We start from the raw sequence: 19,160 nt of genomic DNA on the forward strand, positions 1-19,160 counted from the left end.
AGTAGTCTTTGGGTCGTCGATCGATGCTTCGGAACCCAGCCGCCGGTGTGGAAACGGGAACCCATGGTCACTCATCGCAGGAGGCCGATTGTCACGATCGTTGCGGTCGCCGCGTCGATCACATTGCTGATCGCAGCGTGTACGTCCGATCGGTCCACGACATCGGGCGGTGGTAACACCGGTCCCCATGCCGCCCCGGTCGCGTACCGGGAGCCGGTCGAGCTGACGAGCAAGGACGGCGTGCTCGAAGTGCGGCTGTCGGCGCATCAGGGCACTGTCGCCCTCGACACGGTCTCGAAACCGGCTTCGAATTTCCTGGTCTTCGGTTATGAGCTCATCCGAGGCACCGCCTCGGACGGCTCGGTCAAGGGGGACAACGGCTACCCGGCGCCGACGCTGCATGTCGATCCGGGCGAACGCTTGATCGTGCACTTCGACAATGATCTCCAGGGGCTGACGATCAGGGACTATTACAACCCGGCCTTCACCCCTGTCGGCGGGGATGTACCGATCTACCCGCCTGCCCTCACCGCCTCGCCCCTCAACCTGCACACCCACGGACTGCACGTGAGCCCCGACGGCAACGCCGACAATGTCCTGCTCGACATCCCCGCGGGCAAGGGCAACGTCTTCGACTATGCGGTGCCGAAGAGCATGCCGAATGGCATGTACTGGTACCACAGCCATCGCCACACGGTCACGGCGCAGCAGACCTACAGGGGGCTGGCGGGTCTGCTGGAAATCGGGCGGCCCGACGGCAACCTGCCGCTGGTGACGCGGAACCACATCCCGATCCGCGATATGGCGCTGCAGTACAACTTCGTCTTCGACCGCAAGGGCCGCGGCCACCAGCTGAACGACCCGAACTGGCCGCAGTATGTGAGCACACTGCGGCCGCCGGAGGGAGCGCAGCTCGCCGACGGCACCTACCGGCCGAGCCTGGCCCCGGTGAACTTCGCGGAGACGACCGAGGGCTCCCGGTACGTCACCAATTGGCACAGCGGGCCGCTGTCGCCTGCCAACCATCGGGGGCAGACCCAATTCGTACCGAGCAACCTGCAGAGCTTCACCAGCGAACCGGCGACCCAGCCGCCCATCGCGGTACCGGCGGACCCGACGCTGCCCGACAATCAGCGCGATGTGCAGTTCACGATCAACGGACAGTTCCAGCCCTCGTTGCAGTTGAGCCCGGGGCAGACCGAGATCTGGGTCCTCGCGAATATCAGCGACTTCGCCTACATGCCGGTCACGCTGACCGAGACCGCGACGGGCAGCCATCCGAAGTTCGCGATCGTCGGCCAGGACGGCGTTCCCTTCTCGGAGGTCCACCCGCCGGTCGACGGCGACGGCACCCGTCTCGTCATCCCGCCGGGGTCGCGGTACGCGATCGCGGTGACAATGCCGACAACCGGTGATCTCGTACTCGAGATGCCACCCCTGCCGCGCGCCCGCCCGGTCACGAATCCCGGTGTGCTCTATACGAATAACGGCACCGACAACCCTCCGGCCGTAGTGGGCACACTCGGTGTCGACCCCTCGTTCATCAGCTACGAGGACGGCTTCTTCATCTTCCCCACCCAGAAGCTCATTCAGGTGCGGCCCGACGACGGCACGGGCAAGACCACCCCGTTCGTGCCCGGCCAGCAGCTCGACGCGTACACCTCGTTCGTGGACACGTCGGCCGTACCACCCGACGTGCGGCGCACACTGACGGTTACGGGCGGTTTCGGCAACGAGAAGGCCAGCAGCAGCGATCCCAAGGCGTTCACCTACGAGTTCGACGACAACACCTTCCCGAATATCCCGCTGCTCCAGCCGCGACTCGGGTCGGTCGAGGAATGGCTGATCACCAACCTGAACAATGACGAGCACCCGATGCACATCCACGTGAACGACATGCAGGTGATGGAAATCGTGGATCCGGTGGCGAATACCAGGACCGGCGTGCAGATGTGGGGTGCGGACAACGTCAATGTGCCCGCCCCGGTCACCGACGAGAACGAGAACCCGCTCGTGCCCGCCTCGATGACGCTGCGCATGAAGTTCACCGAGTACACCGGCACCTTCGTAATCCATTGCCATCGACTCAATCACGAGGACAACGGCCTGATGGCGCTCGTCAATGTAATCCCCGAGGTATCTACCTATGCGGTGGCGATACCGGGTTCGCCGGGTAAACCCGCGACAGTCCAGATATACGACGGCAATGGCGACAGGCTGGTCGCGACGGTCACGCCGTTCCCTTCGTTCGAGGGCACACCGACGGTCGCGATGGCCGATGTGAACGGTGACGGGGTGCTCGATCTGGTGGCCGGTACCGGTGCGGGAGTGAGCTCGGAGGTCGTGGCCTACAACGGCGCGGCCTTCAACATCGAACTGACTCGGTTCGCGCCGTTCGGACCCGACTTCCGCGGCGGCGTGAACGTCGCGGGCGCCGATATCGATGGCAACGCATTGGCCGACAACATCATCGTCGGCTCGGGTCCCGGCATCGAATCGCAGGTCAAGGTGTTCTCCTCGACCTTGCCCGGTGAGCGCGGCAAGGCGCCCGAGCAGTATTCGAGCTTCACGCCGTATCCCGGATCGACGACCGGGGCCACGGTCGCCACCGGGATGGTCGATACCGCGTCGGGCCGGGCCGGCATCGTGACCGCTCCGGGTCCCGGCGACGCGCCGCGCGTGAAGGCCTTCCGCTATGACCTGTACAAGCCGACCGCGGCGGCGAAGGACGACAACCACACCGATCATTCCGGCGAGCCGATGATGACCTCGGAGTTCTTGGCCTTCGACGAGAGCTACCGGGACGGTGTCGCACTTTCGACAGGGTGGGTGGCCGGTGCCGAGGGTGGGGCGAAGAGCATCGTCACCGGCATGCTCGGCGGCGACGGCACCGTGCGGGTGTGGTCGAGCGGGTCACGGCTCGACGGACAGCCCGTCATGTACACCGAGAGCCCGAACCATCATGCGAGCACGGTCGCGTTCCGCGAGATCGCGTCGTTCGTCCCGTTCACCGGCGGGGTGCGGGTGGGGACCACCAGCACGACTTCCGGCGCGGATCTGCTCGTCAGCGGGCAGGCCGGGAACGCGGGCGAGATCCGAAAGTTCGGGTTGGACCGAGCCGACCCGCATGCCACAACCCTGACCCCCACGCTGTTGAGCACGATTCCCGCACCGACTGGGCCTTCACCGCTAGGTGGCCGCTAGGGCAACGACCACAGCTTGGTCGTCACCACGTAGAAGATGACGACCCACGCCAGCATGACGGCGACGACTATGGCGATGCCATGGCGGTTCGTCTTGGCCGCCGGTGTATCGGGGGGCGGGCGCAGCCACGATCGCAGCAACCGGTTCACGTAGTACGGCATCGTGAAGTAACTCATCACGAAACTGGACAACAAGTTGCCGATCAGCAACCCCAGCCACAGCGGCATCTTCAGGGGTGACAGTGCGAGGGTCAGCAGCACGACGGTCGGGTAGAGCCCCACCCACACCGCGATGGCGGTCTTGGTATCCGACGGAGCCGCAGTCTCGTTGCCGTTCTCGCCGAAGGCGAACCAGCTGCCGAACGAGTTATCGATGGTGCGCAGCTCGAAGTCGCTGAACTTCTCGCCCTCGGCGAGCAGCTCGCGGCGCCGCTTCGAGGTGAGCCACGTGGCCAGGTTCGCCGCGGTATCGAAGCGGTAGAGCGCCGTCCACTCGTCCTGCACACCCTCGATCGGGCGGAACAGCTCGGTGCCGCGGAAGCCTTCGAATTTCGCCTCCTCCCGGCTCAGATCTGCTTGCCACGCAAGGAAATCCGCGACGCTGTCGGGTGTCACACGATGGGTGACCACGACCGTCACGAGGGGATCCACCGGTCGCGTGCCGCCGCTGATGACCTGCTGGGTGGCGGGGCCGTCGAAGTAATGCTGCCCGCTGTCGAGGAATTCCTGCCGGGTAGCGCTGTTTATCCAATCCTGGAGACGACCGACGGAGTCGAAGCGGTAGACCACGACCCATTCGGACTGCACCGCGGTGGGAGCGGCGATCTCGGCTCCGAGGAATCCCGGATAACCCGATGCCGCGGCGTTCAGGTCCTCCTGCCACGACTTGAATGCTTTCTCGAAACCCGGGCGCACCTTCTGGCCGATGATGACCGTCGCCGCACTGTCGGTGAGTTTCCCGGCTCCCATCGCAGTCTCCTCACAGCTCGGGTCGCGCCGGAACCGGTGTGAGTCGCCGATAGATGCGCTCGGGGGTGAGCGGCAGCGCGCGGAATCGGACGCCCGTCGCGTCCTCCAGCGCATTGGCCAGCGCGGGCGCGACCGGGTTGACGCAGCACTCCGCGATGCCTTTCGAGTGCATCGCCCCGACGGAATCGGCGGAGTCGACCGTCAGTACTTCGGTGCGGGGAATATCGGCGTAGGCCGGGATGCGGTAGTTGCGCAGGTTCGGATTGACCATTGCGCCGTTCGCGTCGACGTGGAAGTTCTCGGTCAACGCGAAACCGATGCCCTGCGCGACACCGCCCTCGATCTGACCCCGCACCTGCGCCGGGTTGATGAGGACCCCGGCGTCGGTGGCGTGCACGCTGTAGAGGATTCGGATCTCACCGGTGATCCGGTGCACGGCGATCCGGAAGCCGTGGGTGTTGAAAACGACACTGCGCGGCGATCCGAAGGCCTTGCGGGCCTCGGTCAATCGGATGCCGCGGCGGCGCGCCACCTCGATCAGCTCCGACAGCGATATGCGGCTGTCACCGCAGACGACCCCGGTGTCGTCCATCGCGCACGAAGCGATATCGACCCGCGCATATTCGGCCGCCAAGAACAGGATGCGATCGCGCAGGGCCTCGGCTGCCCGCAGCACCGCGTTTCCGGCGACGAAAAGTCCGGCGCTGGCGAATGCGCCGGTATCGAAACCCGTTCGGTCGGTATCGGATTGCACGAGGCGCACCCGGGCCGGTGTGGTGCCGAGCCGGTCCGCCGCGATCTGCACGTGTGCGGTCGGGGTGCCCTCGCCGAATTCGACGGTGCCGACGGCGAGCTCGTAGCTGCCGTCGTCGCCGAGAGTCAGCCAGGCCTCGGAGAGGTGGTCGGTCGGGGGCGCGGTTTCGTGCAGCGTGCTGGCGGTGCCGGTGCCGATCAGCCACTCGGCTCCCGGTGGCGGCTCGGCGGTGTTGCGCCGCAGTGCGTCATCGACGAGATCGATGCACCGGCTGAGGCCGTCCTCGCGGAACATGACATCGTCCGGGCCGTCGTCGAATGCGACGAGACCGTCACCGGGACGCACGATATTGCGCCGCCGCAGCTCGAGCGGATCCATATCGAGCGCGACCGCCAGCTCGTGCATGGCCGACTCCATCGCGAATGCGGGCTGGGTCATGCCGTAGCCGCGCAGTGCGCCGCCGGGCACAGTATTCGTATAGACCGAATATGCGTCGAACTTCTTGTTGGGGCAGCGGTAGGTCGCGATAGCGGCCCCACCGGCGAACAGCGTCTCGCCGCCATGGTTGCCGTAGGCGCCGGTGTTCGACACGTTGCGGACCTGGATCGCGGTGAGCGTGCCGTCTGCCCGCGCGCCGAGTTTGACGGTCAGCGACATGGAATGCCGCGGTGACGCCGTTGTGAACTCCTCCTCGCGCGTGAACTCGAAACAGACCGGCCGCCGGGTATCCAATGCGGCAAGGGCGACCAAATCCTCGGTGATGACCTCCTGCTTACCGCCGAACGCGCCGCCGACCCGCTTGCAGAACACGCGCACCTGATCGGGACGCAGGTCGAAGAGATAGCCGAGCTTTTTCTTGGCGATGGAGGGCGATTGGGAGCTGGTGCGTACATGCAGGCGACCGTCCTCGATCCACCCGATCGATCCGTGCGTCTCGAGATGCGCATGCTGTACGCGCGGCGAGAAATACGTGCCCTCGTGCATCACATCGGCCTCGGCGAAGCCCGCCTCGACATCACCCACGTGCCCGTGGATCTCGAGCAGGATGTTGTGCTCGGGATCGTGCACGAACGGATCATGCGAGCCGTGCAATTGGGGAGCGCCGTCGGCCATCGCCGCTTCCGGATCGAAAACCGCGGGCAGTACCTCGTACTCGACGACCACCTTGCGGCAGCCCTCCTCGGCAGCACCAACGGTATCGGCCAGCACCGCGACCACGCGTTGACCGACGAAGCGCACCACGTTGTCGAGGATGTAGGTGTCACTGGGATCGACGAGGTGATCGGTGTGGATCGCGGTCGTGAAGCGCTTGCGCGGCACGTCTTCCCAGGTATAAACGCGGTGCACACCGGGAACCGCGAGCGCCGCGGTCTTGTCGATCGACACGATGCGGGCATGGGCATGCGGAGAGCGCAGCATCTTCAGGTGCAACAAGCCGTCGATCTCGGTGTCCATGGTGAATTCGGCGCGACCGGTCACCACCTCGGCGCCCTCCGGGGTTCCGACGCTGGTCCCGATTACTCGGCCCGGCCGGGCGACCTCGATCTCGGCGACACCGTGCACCGCGTCTTCGATCGCCCGGTAGCCGGTGCAGCGGCAGAGGTTGCCCTTGAGCGCGCGCGAAAGGTCTTGCCGCTGGGCGTCGGTGAGCGCCACCGTGGTCATGATCATGCCCGCGGTGCAGAAGCCGCATTGGAAGCCGGGACCGTCGCGGAACTGCCGCTGCATCGGGTGCATGTCCTCGGGCGAACCGAGGCCCTCGATAGTGGTGACCGCGCGTCCCTCGGCACGGAAGGCGGGCGTGATGCAGCTGTGCACGGGATCGCCGTCCAGCCATACCGTGCAAGCGCCGCAATCACCCGCGTCGCACCCCTTCTTGACGCCGTGACAGCCGAGCGAGCGCAGGAATGTGCGCAGGCATTGACCCGGATTCGGCTCGGCGTCGAAGGTGTTTCCGTTCACGGTGTATGTCACGGCCGACCGCCTTCGGTGAGCTCGACGCGGATCTGCTCGGCGAAGTACCCGGCCAGGTGGTGCCGATGGTCGGGTGTGCCGTTCGGGTCGCTGAACCACAGGTCTTCGGGGATGGCGTCGATGCGCTCGCGCAGCGCGTCGGCATCGGGCATGGCGTCGAACGCCAAGCGCACCGGGCGGGTCGTGCCCGCGGTGATGGTGAGCAGCAGGTCCGCGGTCCCCGGCGACTGGGTGGCGATCAGGAAAAGCGTCGAGCGGCCCAGGCGTGTCAGGCTGAAGCGCCGATGCGTACACCGCTTGCGAAGCGCGGCGACCGGGATATCGATGCGGCGCAGGATCTCGCCGGGGCCGAGGACGTTCCGGTGATCGCCGAGGACGAAGTCGGCGGCATTGATGGTGCGTTCGGATCCATCGGCAGCCCACAGGGTGTATGTGGCTTCGAGCGCGACGGTCAACGTGATCATCGGGCCCGCGGGCAGGGCCATACAGATATTGCCGCCCACCGTCGCCGCATTCCAGACCTTGAACGAGGACAGGAACGCCTCGCAGCAGGTGGTGAACAGTGTCCCGGCGGCCCAGTCACTCAGCAGCGCAAAGGAATTCAGCTCGCGAACGGTGCACGTCGCGCCGATCTCGAGACCGACCGCGCTCGGCACCAGGCTGTCCCAGCCGAGTGCGGTGAGATCGATGAGACGGCGCAGATCCGGCTGCTCGGTCGAGAACAACCACGTCCCCCCGGCCAGCCACGCGTCGCCGTCGCGCCAAGCCGCGCCCGGTCGGTCGGAAGGTCGCCGAACGAGATCGGTGATCGTATTGAGATCCATAGCGCCGCTCCCTCGGAGAAGGTGCCGTGCCGCCGATCGCCCGCCGAGTTCGATCACGCGACGATTCCGCCCCTTTGGGGGCATCGCCGATCACGTACTCGCCTTGGGTCAACGTACCCGACCCGGGTGTGACCCGGCCAGCAATCCCGCAGCCACCGTATCGGTATTGCCGGACACGCGGCGAACGGCTGGCACAGCGACGGTCGCGACACTGGCGGCGAGCGCGAGCGCGGTGAGTAGCACCATTCCCCCGTGCAGCCCGGTGTACGCCGCCAGCTGGCCGGTGGTGAGGTAGGCGACGGGTATGAGCAGCGTCGAGCCGAAATCATCGATCGATCTGACGCGCGATAGCACCGCCAGCGGTATCCGCTCCTGTAAAAGTGTGCGCCAGTACACCATTGCCATCGAGACGGCGGCTCCGGACAACGCGCTGTAGCCGCCGATGATCGGCAAACCGAGCCCGCTGACCAGCAGCGCGGGCCGCGCCGCCGCGACGGCCAGCAACACCGCGCAGACCGCGGCCGGGCGCGCGACGGATACGCGCAGCGCGACGGCGCTCCCGAGTACGGCACCCGCGGCGAAGGTCGCCATGATCACCACCCAGCCGTCCGGACCGCCGAATTCCAGCTGGGCGACCTGCGGCCCGAGCACGAGTACCGCGGGCACCGCCACCGCGCTGAATACGGTGAAATTCGCGATCGAGGTCCACAGCCAGGTTCGAGACGCCACTTCGCGCCAGCCGGTTCGCAGTGCGGTCGACAGGGGTTCCGGTGTCGTCCGCGTGCTCGCGGCCGGTCGGCGGATCCGGAGCAGCACAACCGCGATGATCAGGAAGGTCGCGGCATCGACGGCAACGGCCGCACCGAGTCCCGCGACCGCGATGAGGACCGCACCCAATGCCGGGCCGACAACGCGGACCAGGCTGCTCGACATGGCGACCAGGGCATTCGCGGCGCGCAGCGAGTCGGCGGGCACGATTTGTGCGACGATGCCGCCCAACGTCGGCGTGAACAGTGCCTGCGCCCCGCCGTAGATCACCTGCAACACCATGATCTGCCACAGCTGAGCCGCCCCGAACGAGGACGTCGTGCCCTTCGATCAGTCTGTCGACACCGCTGGCGTGCTCTCGGCAACCTGGTGGCCGAAGCCCCTGCGGCGGAACGGTCGCAACCGCCGCGATGGCCGCCGCGGCTGCTGTGCCTCGGCCGACTCCGGATCCTGCACCCGGGTGGCCGTCGCCTCGATCCACTCCGATGCCTCGATGACGCCGTGACGCGACAGGTCCGCGCCGCGTACCGCCTGTTCGCAGCGGCGAGCCAGATCACGGCGATCGAGTCCGGGATTCTCCACCGGCTCGAGCACCACCTCGGCGACCATGCCGCGCGAGCGCAGGACCCGCTTCGCCGAGGTGCCGAAGCTGTCGTCACCGACGAATCCGGGAATGGTCGATTGGGTGCCGTGCGCGTCCAGATACCGCAGACGCACCGGCTGCACCGATGTTCCGGTGTCCACCGCCGCCTGGAAGAGCGCGGGTCGCATGGTGCCGTAGGCGCGGCCGCACCATGTGGTGCCCTCGGGGAAGACCGCGATCCGATCCCCCGACGTCAAGCGGTCACCGAGGCTCGCCACCACGCCCGGTAGTTCGCGCAGGCGTTCGCGTTCGATCGGGATGACCCGCATCAGCTTCGCCAGACCGCCGAGCAGCGGCCAATCGAGCATATCGGCGCGGGCCACGAAACCGAGCGGCTGCACTGCGGCCAGCACGACCACATCGGTCCAGCCGATATGACCGGCGACGATCAGCAACCCCGCGCCGGGTTCGGCGAAACGCGCCTGCCTCGACTCGGCAGCAGCGGATCCGTTTGCATCGGCCGGGTGCCCCGCGCGGTTATCGACAATGCGCAGCCGAATCCCCAAACAGCTCAGGACGGTTCGCGCATAACGCCGCTGCAGGTGTTCGCGCATGCCGCGCGGCGTGACGACGTTGACGATCGGAAAGCTGACCAGCAGCCCGGCCACGCCGAGCAGACGGCCGACAACCCGGGCGGTGCCGATCTCGTCGACCGGATCGATGCAGCCGGGCCCACACGGGCTCGACGGCATCCACGCGTGCGCGGTGCTCTCTGCGGGCGGCGCGTCGAACACCATCTACCTCACCGTCCCCCGTCGAGTGCATTGGCGGCGTCTTGTAATCGGTTGAGGTAGCGGGTGTTGATCGTGTCCAGACCCAGCAGCGCGACGAAGTCGGCGACGGCGAAATCCGGATCGTGCGCCGGTTCACCGCAGATCTCCGCGCCCAGGCGCAAGTAACCACGCAGCAGCGGCGGGAGCTTCGGGCGCGCGGGTGGGGTCATCTCGTCCAGCGTCAGTCCGTCGACGACCACCGGGTTGCGCGGATGCACGCGCCGCTCCGGATCGGATCCATGTCGGCCCAGCAGCATGTCCCGCACGCCGCGCACGTTCACCCCGGGCGGGTCGGCGGAAGTGTCCTGCATCGGCACCGATACGCAGCCCATCACCCACTCGTATCCGGTGAGCTGGATGTAGTGCAGGATGCCCGCCCACATCAGCGTCAGCACCGAACCGTTGCGATGGTCGGGGACCACGCAGGCGCGGCCCATCTCCACGATCCGATTGCCCTCCGGATCGAGTTGGGACAGATCGAATTCCGTGGCTGTGTAGTAACCGCCCGCCGCGATCACCTTGTCCGGCGGCAGCATTCGGTAGCACCCGACGAATTCCTCGGTCCGGTCGTCGCGAACCAACAGGTGGTCGCAGTACTCGTCGAACCGGTCCGCGTCGAGCCCGGTTCCGTTATCGGGGATCTGGAAGCCGGGCTCGCTGGCGAAGACGCCGTAGCGCAGCCGCTGTGCGGCCAGGCGGTGCTCCGAATCGGAGGAAACGACCAGCGAGTAGCGCGACCGTTCCTCCCCGGAGTCCGTCGATCGAGCCGGGGCTGTCAACACGGACGAAATAGTCATATCCGTGATGAAGCCAGCCAGAAACTGCGCCGGAGCAACCTCGAAGTGTCGCCTCGATGCCGGTTCGGTGAACGAGATGATGGTCACACCAAGCGTTTACCGAACCGTCGTGCATCGTTCTGATTACCGCATCGCTTTCGCCGCCTTTTGCCTGCTCGAGGACCATTCTGTGTCCTCGGCCACGCGGCATCGCGGTGCTCAGGCCGCGTCGCGCGCCGGCAGACCGACCAGGTCCGGCGTCTGCTCCACCTCGTCGAAACCGGGGCGACCCGTGCCGATGAAGGCGACGAGCCACGAGGCCACGGCGGCGAAACGGTTGCGGAACCCGACCAGGTACAGCAGGTGCACCGCGAGCCACATGGTCCACGCGATGACGCCGCGGAAGGTGATGTGCTCGTTGAGTTTCACCACCGCGCTGAACCGGCTGATCACCGCCATGCTGCCCTTGTCCCAGTACTTGAACGGAGTGCCGGGGAGCTTCTTGTGGCGAATGATGTCGGCGGCGTGCCTGCCCTCCTGCATGGCAACCGGCGACTGGCCCGGATAGCCGTTGAGCGAGGTCATATCGCCGATGGCGTAGATATCGGCATGTCCGCCGACGGTCAGGTCCGGATTGATCAAAAGCCTTCCGGCGCGGTCGGTTTCGCAGCCGGTTGCCTCCGCCAGGATCTGTGCGAACCCGCCCGCCTGCACACCCGCCGACCAGACCACCGTCTCGGCCGCGATCCGGCGCTCGATGCCCTGCTTGTCCTTGACGGTCACCTTGCCGTATTCGATATCGGTCACGAAGGTGCCGAGCAGCACCTCGACACCGCTCTTGGTCAGCGATGCCTTCGCGTATTCCGAGAGTCCGCCACCGAAGGGCGGCAGCACCTCGCCCGCACCCTCGACCAGGGTCACCGAAACTTCTTGGTGGTAGTGCCGTTTCGCGAGTTCCTTCAGCTGACCGGCGACCTCGACACCGGTCGCGCCCGCGCCGACCACCACGAAGCTCAGCAGTCGCTTGCGGGTCTCCGCATCCGCGCCCTTGGCCTCGGTGAAGACGCGTTCGATCTGTGCGCGCAGCAGCTTCGCATCGTCGATGGTCTTGAGCGAGAACGTCTTATCGGCGAAATCGTCGCGCCCGAAATACGACTGCGAGGCGCCGGTGGCGGCGATCAGCGAGCCGTAGCGGATCTGTGTGCGCTCGCCGTCGTGCTCGTAGGTGAGCACCGCGTTGTCGACGTCGATGGCGATGACCTTGCCGAGCCGGACATCGGCCTCTCTATGCCTGCGCAGCACCGAGGCGATCGGCGGGGCGATCTCGTGCGACGCCAGCACACCTGTCGCGACCTGGTAGAGCAACGGCTGGAAGAGATGCTCCGGAGTACTCGAGATAAGAACGTAATTGATGCCCGATTTGGCCAACTGCTTAGCGGCGGCAAGCCCCCCGAATCCCGATCCAACGATGACAACATCTGCGTGTTCCATGACAGCCTCCTTCTCTCATTACCAACCGTCATTCGAACCGCAGATATTTCAGGTGTTCAGGCGCATAATAGATATGACTCTTATCTGGATTGCTCATGAATTGGAGATCAAGTGGAGCTTCGCCAGCTCACCTACTTCGTCGCGGTGTGCGAGGAGCTGAGTTTCAGCCGGGCCGCGGCCCGCTGCTACATCTCCCAATCGGCGATCAGCCATCAGATCGCCCGGTTGGAGCGTGACCTCGGCGTAGTCTTGTTCGAGCGTTCGACCAGGGCCGTTGTGCCGACCGACGCGACCATGCGGCTACTTCCCCTGGCTAAACAGATGCTCAGTCTGGAGTCGGCCATTCGCGCCACCGTGCGCACCTCCGGTCATCGCATCCGGCTGGCCGCGAATATGTCCTTCGCGACCCGATCCCTCTCCGCGATCGCCGGGGCGCGCGCCGCGCATCCGGATGCCGAGATCGAATTCGTCATCAAACCGTTCCGGCAGCGGATCACCGCGGTGGCCGACGGCGACTGCGATCTCGCCCTCATCCGCGGCAGTGTCGACGAGCCCGGTCTCGCGGTGGAGAAGCTGTGGATCGAGGACCTCGTCATCGCCACCTCCGCCGCCCATCCGCTGGCCCCACGCGACCAGGTGACGCTGGCGGACCTGAGCCCGTATCCGCTGCTGCTCCCGCCTGAGCAGGAACAGGTCCTGCTGCACAATGTGATTCGGGCCGCCTTCGCCGATCTGGCCGCGGGCCCCACCCTCGGTCCACCGATTCCACCGGACCACACCGCGACCATGGAGCTGATCAATCGCCCGGACGCCTGGACGGTGCTCTACGCCGACAGCCCGACCGAGGGCCTGGTCGTCCTGCACCTCGCCGAGCACCGACTACGGATCCCGGTCTCCGCTGTCTTGCGCAGCGATGCGCGCCGCTCCCCGATCCTCACCACGCTGCTGTCCGGATTACACCGCCGCTGAGATCTGCTGTCACCGAGCAGATCTCGCGGCATCGGTGTCAGGCGTTCTCGCGGGTGAAGCTACGTGCGCCGATCAACATCGCCACCGCAGCGACCGCCAGCGTGAGCACGGTCCCGAGGTACACCTCGGACGCACCGAAGTCACCGCGGAACAGGGCCCTGGCCGCATCGACGGTGTGCGAGAACGGATTCACCTTGCCGATCGTGCGCAACCAGCCCGGCCCGACGCTCAACGGCAGCAGAATGCCGGACAGCAGCATCAGCGGCACCACAAGACTATTGAGCACCGCCGTCATCGATTTCGAAGCTCACCACGTCACCGGAGATGCGGCGCTCGAGTTCGTCGGGCGACCCCTCGGCGACGATCCGCAGGTTATCCCACCCGCACGCGGCCGCATGAAAACGCAAGTGGCCCCGGCCGTTACCAGCCGGGGCCACTCGAACAGCGCGGGACTAGCCCTTGTGCGCCTTCACAGCTTCGGTCAGCTGCGGGGCGACATTGAACAGGTCGCCGACGATGCCGTAGTCCGCGATCTCGAAGATCGGGGCCTCTTCGTCCTTGTTGACCGCGACGATGGTCTTCGAGGTCTGCATACCGGCGCGGTGCTGGATGGCGCCGGAGATGCCGAGGGCGATGTAGAGCTGCGGGGAGACCGTCTTACCGGTCTGACCGACCTGGAACTGGCCCGGGTAGTAGCCCGAGTCGACAGCGGCACGCGAAGCGCCGACGGCGGCGCCGAGCGAATCGGCCAGCGCCTCGACGACCGCGAAGTTGTCGGCGGAACCGACACCGCGACCACCGGAGACGACGATGCCCGCCTCGGTGAGCTCCGGACGGTCGCCACCGACGATCGGCTCGCGGGAGGTCACCTTCACGACGCCCTCTTCCTGCGCGGGCACCTCGACGGTCACCTTCTCACCCGCACCGGCCGCGGCGGTGGCCTCGACGGCGCCCGGACGCACCGAGATCACCGGCACGTCGCCGGTGGCCTTGGCGTCGACGGTGAACGCGCCACCGAAGATGGAGTGCACGACCGAACCGTCGGACTTGACGTCGATGACATCGACGAGCAGGCCGGAGCCGATGCGCGCGGCGAGGCGGCCCGACACCTCCTTGCCCTCGGCGGTGGCGGCGACGATCACGGCGGCCGGGGAAATCGACTCGACCAGACCGGCGAGCACGTCGACCTTCGGGGTGACCAGGAAGTTCTCGACATCGTCGGATTCGGCGATGTAGATCTTCGCGGCGCCCGCGGCGGCCAGCGCGTCGGCCAGCTTCTCGCCGGTACCGGCCGGGCCGGTCACGACGGCGGCGGGTTCACCCAGCGCGCTCGCGGCGGTGAGCAGTTCGGTGCTGACCTTCTTGATCGCACCGTCGGCGTGCTCGACGAGCACAAGTACTTCTGCCATTTGTGTTCTCTCCTAAGCAGTCTCGGGCGGGATCAGATGATCTTCTGACCGACCAGGTACGCGGCGATCTTGGTGCCGCCGTCGCCCTCGTCCGCGATCTTCTCGCCCGCGGTGCGCGGGGGCTTCGGGGTGGCCGCGGTGACGGCGGTGCCCGAGTTGCCGACACCGACGGTCGACGGGTCGACGCCCAGGTCGGCCAGCGTGAAGGTCTGCACTTCCTTCTTCTTCGCGGCCATGATGCCCTTGAAGGAGGGGAAGCGCGGCTCGTTGATCTTCTCGGTGACGCTGACGATGGCCGGGAGGGTGGCCTCCAGCTTGAACACGCCCTCGTCGGTCTCCCGCTCACCGGTAATCTTGTCGCCGTCGACGGTCAGCTTGCGCAGGTGCGTCAGCTGCGGCAGGCCCAGGTACTCGGCGATGATCGCGGGCACGGCGCCGGCGCGACCGTCGGTGGCCTCGTTGCCCGCGATGACCAGCTCGACACCCTCGACCTGGCCCAGCGCGCTGGCCAGCACCCAGGCGGTCTGCACGGCGTCAGAGCCGTGGATCGCCGGATCGTTGATGTGGATGGCCTTGTCGGCGCCCATGGACAGCGCCTTGCGGATGGCCTCGGTGGCACGGTCCGGACCGGCGGCCAGCACGGTGACCTCGCCGCCCTGGGCCTCCTTGATCAGCAGCGCTTCTTCGACGGCGCGCTCGTTGATCTCGTCGAGGACGGCGTCGGCGGCTTCGCGATCGAGGGTGAAATCACCGTCGGTCAGCTTGCGCTCGGACCAGGTGTCGGGAACCTGCTTGATGAGTACGACGATGTTCGGCATCGGTCTTCGTCGACCTCCTGTTCTGGTTACACGTGTGGTGGTCGCACGAGCAGCGCCGTACGTCCTTGGTTGTAGCTCAGGGCGTGACACTACCCTACGTTAAGTTACTCATGGGTAACTTAGCCGCTTCTCTCTCACAACAGCGATCCTGGCGATAATGTGCGGCCGCCTAACCAGTAACGTCGGAGCGATGAGCGAGGCTGTGATCCCTGCCGCAGTGGGCACCACCCCGGGCATTACTCCCGAGTCGGCCGTGGAGCCGTTGCCGCTGACCGGCGAGCGGACCGTACCCGGCATCGCCGAGGAGAACTACTGGTTCCGTCGGCACGAGATCGTCTACGCACGCCTGCTCGAGCATTGTGCCGGAAAGACGGTGCTGGAGGCCGGATCCGGTGAAGGTTACGGCGCGAACATGATCGCCGATGTGGCCACCAAAGTAATCGGCCTCGACTACGACACCAGCGCGGTCGAGCATGTGCGCGCCCGCTACCCGCGTGTGGAGATGATCCAGGGCAACCTCGCCGCGTTGCCGCTGGAGGACGAGTCGGTCGATGTCGTGGTGAATTTCCAAGTGATCGAACACCTCTGGGACCAGGGCCAGTTCATCCGGGAATGCCTGCGGGTGCTGCGGCCCGGCGGTGAACTGCTGATCAGCACGCCCAATCGGATCACCTTCTCCCCCGGCCGCGATACCCCGCTCAACCCGTTCCACACCCGCGAACTCAACGCCGCCGAACTCACCGAACTGCTCGTCGACGCGGGTTTCCGGGTCACGCTCATGACCGGGGTACACCACGGCCCGACACTGAAGGCATTGGACGCCAAGCACGGTGGCTCGTTCATCGATGCGCAGATCGAGCGCGCGCTGGCCGGGGAGCCGTGGCCCGCCGAGCTGACCGCCGATGTCGCCGCGGTCGCCATCGACGATTTCGCACTGATCACCGAGGACATCGATGCGAGCCTCGACCTGGTCGCCATCGCGGTGAAGCCTTGAGTAGACAAGCAGTTCCCGGCCAGTTCACCCTGGTCCTGCATTCCCATCTGCCATGGCTGGCCCACCACGGCCGCTGGCCGGTCGGCGAGGAATGGCTCTACCAATCCTGGGCCGCCTCTTACCTTCCGGTCGTCGATGCGCTGAGAACCCTTGCCGCGGAAGGCCGTTCACATCTGCTCAGCCTCGGCATCACGCCGGTGCTCGCCGCCCAGTTGGACGATCCGCATTGTCTTGCGGGCATGCATCATTGGCTCGGCAACTGGCAGCTGCGCGCCGACGAGGCCGCGATGGCGGGCAATATCGCACTCGGCAGACATGAGCACCGGCTGGCGGCGGCGGCACTCGCGGAATTCGAACAGCACTGGCGCCACGGCGCGGCGCCGGTCTGGCGGCAGCTCATCGACGCCGAGGCCATCGAACTGCTCGGTGGCCCGCTCGCGCACCCGTTCCAGCCGCTGCTGCACCCGCGACTGCGCGCCTTCCAGCTCAGCGAGGGCCTGGTCGATGCCCGGCAGCGCTGGGGCCACACCCCGACCGGCATCTGGGCGCCCGAATGCGGCTACACCCCCGGCATGGAGACCGGATATGCGGCCGCGGGTGTGACGCATTTCATGGTCGACGGACCCGCACTGCGCGGCGATACCACCCTCGGCCGGCCGGTCCGGGAATCGGACGTGGTGGCCTTCGGGCGTGATCTGCAAGTGAGCTACCGGGTTTGGTCGCCCAAGTCCGGCTATCCGGGGCAGAGCGCCTACCGTGACTTTCATCACTATGACCACGCGACGGGTCTCAAGCCCGCCCGCGTCACCGGCAAGACGGTCGCCGGTCCGGACAAGGCCCCGTACGACCCGGAACTGGCGGCCGGGGCAGTGGTCCGCGATGTCGACGATTTCGTGCGGACCGTGCGCGAACGACTGATCGAGGAATCGACGCGAATCGGACGTCCGGCCCTGGTCGTCGCCGCATTCGATACCGAATTGTTCGGGCACTGGTGGCACGAGGGTCCGCAGTGGCTGGCCCAGGTGCTGAGGGCACTGCCCGAGGCGGGCGTCACCGTCGGCACGCTGGCCGATGCCAGGGCGCGCGGATTCGTCGGCGAGCCGGTGCCGCTGGCCGATTCGTCCTGGGGTTCGGGTAAGGATTGGCGAGTGTGGGCCGGTGACCAGGTGAAAGACCTGGTGGATCTGAACGACGATATTGTCCGGCTCACCCTCGATACGGTCGACAAGATGCGGGCCGCGGACGGCGGTGCCGCACTGCGCGACCCGGTCGCCGATCAACTGCTGCGCGAGGCCATCCTCACCGTCTCCAGCGACTGGGCATTCATGGTCAGCAAGGACTCCGCGGCCGGCTACGCACGCGACCGCGCGCACCGACACGCCCACGCCGTGCGGGAAATCGCGGCCGCCGTAGGGGCGGGCCAAGTCGCCAAAGCACACCAGTTGGCGGCAGGATGGGGAGCGGCCGACGGGTTCTTCCCGAGTTTGGACGCACGGCGGCTGGCGATCGCGGACCGAGACTCCGCCTGATAAGGACATTCATGAAGATCTTGATGGTGTCGTGGGAGTACCCACCGGTTGTGGTCGGTGGGTTGGGCCGCCATGTGCATCACCTGGCGGTCGAACTGGCCGCGGCCGGTCACGAAGTGGTCGTGCTCGCCCGCCGCCCCTCCGGCACCGACTCCGTGACCCACCCCTCCCACTCCTTCATCGCCGAAGGCGTGCTGGTCGTGGCGGTCGCGGAGGATCCGCCGTGCTTCGACTTCGGCGAGGACATGCTCGCCTGGACGCTGGCCATGGGCCACGCGATGGTGCGCGCCGGTGTGGCACTCGGCAAGCCGGGCATCGGCGACGGCTGGGTCCCGGATGTCGTGCACGCGCACGATTGGCTGGTCGCGCATCCGGCGATCACGCTGGCCGAGTACTACGACGTGCCGCTGGTCTCGACCATCCACGCCACCGAGGCCGGGCGGCACAGCGGTTGGGTCTCGGGCCGTGTCAACAAGCAGGTGCATTCGGTCGAGTGGTGGCTGGCCAATGAATCGGATGCGCTGATCACCTGCTCGACCTCCATGCAGGACGAGGTGGAGCGGCTCTACGGGCCCGAGCGGGTGCCGATGACGGTGATCCGCAATGGTATCGATGTGGGCGCGTGGACCTTTCGGCCGCGCGCACCGCGCACCGGTCCGCCGCGTCTGCTCTACGTCGGTCGGCTCGAGTACGAGAAAGGCGTGCAGGATGCGATCGCCGCGCTGCCGCGCATCCGCCGCGCCCACCCCGGCACCACGCTGACCGTCGCCGGTATCGGCACCCAGTTCGAATGGCTGCGCGAACGCGCCCGGGTGCATCGGGTCGCGCGGGCGGTGACCTTCGCCGGTCAGCTCGATCACGCGGAACTGCTCGGCTGGTTGCACGGCGCCGATGCCATCGTGCTGCCGAGCCGCTACGAACCTTTCGGCATCGTCGCACTCGAGGCGGCCGCCGCTGGTACCCCGCTGATCACCTCCACCGCGGGTGGTCTCGGCGAGGCCGTCATCGACGGCGTCACCGGCGCATCCTTCGAACCGGCGGATGTGGACGGCATCGTCGAAGCCGTGCGCGCCACCCTCGACGATCCGGCCGCCACCCAGGACCGCGCCTACGCCGCGCGCGAACGCCTCACCGCCGACTTCGCCTGGGACGTCGTGGCCGCCGAAACCGCACTGGTCTACTCCTCGGCCAAACGCCGCGTCCGCAACCCCCTCGGCCGCCCCACCATCATCGAACGCCCCCTCCCCGAGCGCGATCCGAAGTAGC

Annotated in this window: 15 protein-coding genes and 1 pseudogene; 5 read left to right on the forward strand and 11 right to left on the reverse strand. The window is 66.8% G+C overall.

The genetic code is table 11. The features are described from left to right. Nucleotides 1–63 precede the first annotated feature (63 nt). Nucleotides 64–3,204 (forward strand): multicopper oxidase domain-containing protein, encoded by a 3,141-nt coding sequence (locus OIE68_RS22360; RefSeq protein ID WP_327101291.1) that lies wholly within the window; start codon nucleotides 64–66, stop codon nucleotides 3,202–3,204. On the opposite strand, the gene OIE68_RS22365 is transcribed toward OIE68_RS22360, so the two are convergent. The 7 genes and pseudogenes from OIE68_RS22365 to OIE68_RS22395 all read right to left on the reverse strand — a co-directional run bounded on the left by OIE68_RS22365 (nucleotide 3,201) and on the right by OIE68_RS22395 (nucleotide 12,175). Beyond that, nucleotides 3,201–4,172: an antibiotic biosynthesis monooxygenase gene (locus OIE68_RS22365; RefSeq protein ID WP_327101292.1), complete on the reverse strand. Its 972-nt coding sequence runs from the start codon at nucleotides 4,170–4,172 to the stop codon at nucleotides 3,201–3,203. The genes OIE68_RS22360 and OIE68_RS22365 overlap by 4 nt on opposite strands. 10 nt (nucleotides 4,173–4,182) lie before the next feature. Next, nucleotides 4,183–6,900: a molybdopterin-dependent oxidoreductase gene (locus OIE68_RS22370; protein ID WP_327101293.1), complete on the reverse strand. Its 2,718-nt coding sequence runs from the start codon at nucleotides 6,898–6,900 to the stop codon at nucleotides 4,183–4,185. Beyond that, nucleotides 6,897–7,724 carry an FAD binding domain-containing protein gene (locus tag OIE68_RS22375; RefSeq protein ID WP_327101294.1) on the reverse strand — a complete coding sequence of 276 codons (828 nt, stop codon included), beginning with the start codon at nucleotides 7,722–7,724 and terminating at the stop codon, nucleotides 6,897–6,899. Before OIE68_RS22375 ends, OIE68_RS22370 begins: the two co-directional genes overlap by 4 nt. Before the next feature lie 108 nt (nucleotides 7,725–7,832). Then, nucleotides 7,833–8,792, reverse strand: a pseudogene (locus OIE68_RS22380) (MFS transporter); the annotation flags it as partial. A gap of 30 nt (nucleotides 8,793–8,822) precedes the next feature. Then, complete coding sequence (locus OIE68_RS22385) at nucleotides 8,823–9,872, reverse strand: lysophospholipid acyltransferase family protein (protein WP_327101295.1); 1,050 nt, start codon at nucleotides 9,870–9,872, stop codon at nucleotides 8,823–8,825. Between the two features lie 5 nt (nucleotides 9,873–9,877). Continuing rightward, nucleotides 9,878–10,705: a GNAT family N-acetyltransferase gene (locus tag OIE68_RS22390; protein WP_327101296.1), complete on the reverse strand. Its 828-nt coding sequence runs from the start codon at nucleotides 10,703–10,705 to the stop codon at nucleotides 9,878–9,880. Nucleotides 10,706–10,903: 198 nt separating this feature from the next. Then, complete coding sequence (locus OIE68_RS22395; RefSeq protein WP_327101297.1) at nucleotides 10,904–12,175, reverse strand: NAD(P)/FAD-dependent oxidoreductase; 1,272 nt, start codon at nucleotides 12,173–12,175, stop codon at nucleotides 10,904–10,906. A 111-nt stretch (nucleotides 12,176–12,286) separates the two neighbouring features. Here OIE68_RS22395 and OIE68_RS22400 point away from each other — a divergent pair, with 111 nt between their 5' ends. Then, the gene (locus tag OIE68_RS22400; RefSeq protein ID WP_327101298.1) at nucleotides 12,287–13,144 is read left to right on the forward strand and encodes a LysR family transcriptional regulator; all 858 of its coding nucleotides are present in this window, start codon (nucleotides 12,287–12,289) and stop codon (nucleotides 13,142–13,144) included. A 37-nt stretch (nucleotides 13,145–13,181) separates the two neighbouring features. Here the strand turns inward: OIE68_RS22400 and OIE68_RS22405 are convergent, their stop codons facing one another. The 4 genes from OIE68_RS22405 to OIE68_RS22420 are packed head-to-tail and all read right to left on the reverse strand — an operon-like array spanning nucleotide 13,182 to nucleotide 15,371. Beyond that, nucleotides 13,182–13,430: an ABC transporter permease gene (locus OIE68_RS22405; protein ID WP_327101299.1), complete on the reverse strand. Its 249-nt coding sequence runs from the start codon at nucleotides 13,428–13,430 to the stop codon at nucleotides 13,182–13,184. Beyond that, nucleotides 13,420–13,581 (reverse strand): hypothetical protein, encoded by a 162-nt coding sequence (locus OIE68_RS22410; protein ID WP_327101300.1) that lies wholly within the window; start codon nucleotides 13,579–13,581, stop codon nucleotides 13,420–13,422. The genes OIE68_RS22405 and OIE68_RS22410 overlap by 11 nt, the downstream gene beginning before the upstream one ends. 15 nt (nucleotides 13,582–13,596) lie before the next feature. After that, on the reverse strand, nucleotides 13,597–14,553 hold the full coding sequence (locus OIE68_RS22415) for an electron transfer flavoprotein subunit alpha/FixB family protein (protein ID WP_327101301.1): 957 nt from the start codon (nucleotides 14,551–14,553) through the stop codon (nucleotides 13,597–13,599). Nucleotides 14,554–14,585: 32 nt separating this feature from the next. Then, nucleotides 14,586–15,371 (reverse strand): electron transfer flavoprotein subunit beta/FixA family protein, encoded by a 786-nt coding sequence (locus tag OIE68_RS22420; protein ID WP_327101302.1) that lies wholly within the window; start codon nucleotides 15,369–15,371, stop codon nucleotides 14,586–14,588. A gap of 190 nt (nucleotides 15,372–15,561) precedes the next feature. Between OIE68_RS22420 and OIE68_RS22425 the strand changes: the two genes are divergently transcribed. From OIE68_RS22425 to OIE68_RS22435, 3 genes are read left to right on the forward strand one after another with little or no spacing between them, the layout of a single operon-like run. Then, nucleotides 15,562–16,365 (forward strand): class I SAM-dependent methyltransferase, encoded by an 804-nt coding sequence (locus tag OIE68_RS22425; RefSeq protein WP_327101303.1) that lies wholly within the window; start codon nucleotides 15,562–15,564, stop codon nucleotides 16,363–16,365. Then, complete coding sequence (locus OIE68_RS22430) at nucleotides 16,362–17,894, forward strand: glycoside hydrolase family 57 protein (RefSeq protein WP_327101304.1); 1,533 nt, start codon at nucleotides 16,362–16,364, stop codon at nucleotides 17,892–17,894. Before OIE68_RS22425 ends, OIE68_RS22430 begins: the two co-directional genes overlap by 4 nt. Nucleotides 17,895–17,905: 11 nt before the next feature. Further along, nucleotides 17,906–19,159, forward strand: coding sequence for a glycosyltransferase family 4 protein (locus OIE68_RS22435; protein WP_327101305.1), 1,254 nt, complete (start codon nucleotides 17,906–17,908; stop codon nucleotides 19,157–19,159). Nucleotide 19,160 lies beyond the last annotated feature (1 nt).

The organism is Nocardia vinacea (assembly GCF_035920345.1).
GTDB lineage: Bacteria > Actinomycetota > Actinomycetes > Mycobacteriales > Mycobacteriaceae > Nocardia > Nocardia vinacea_A.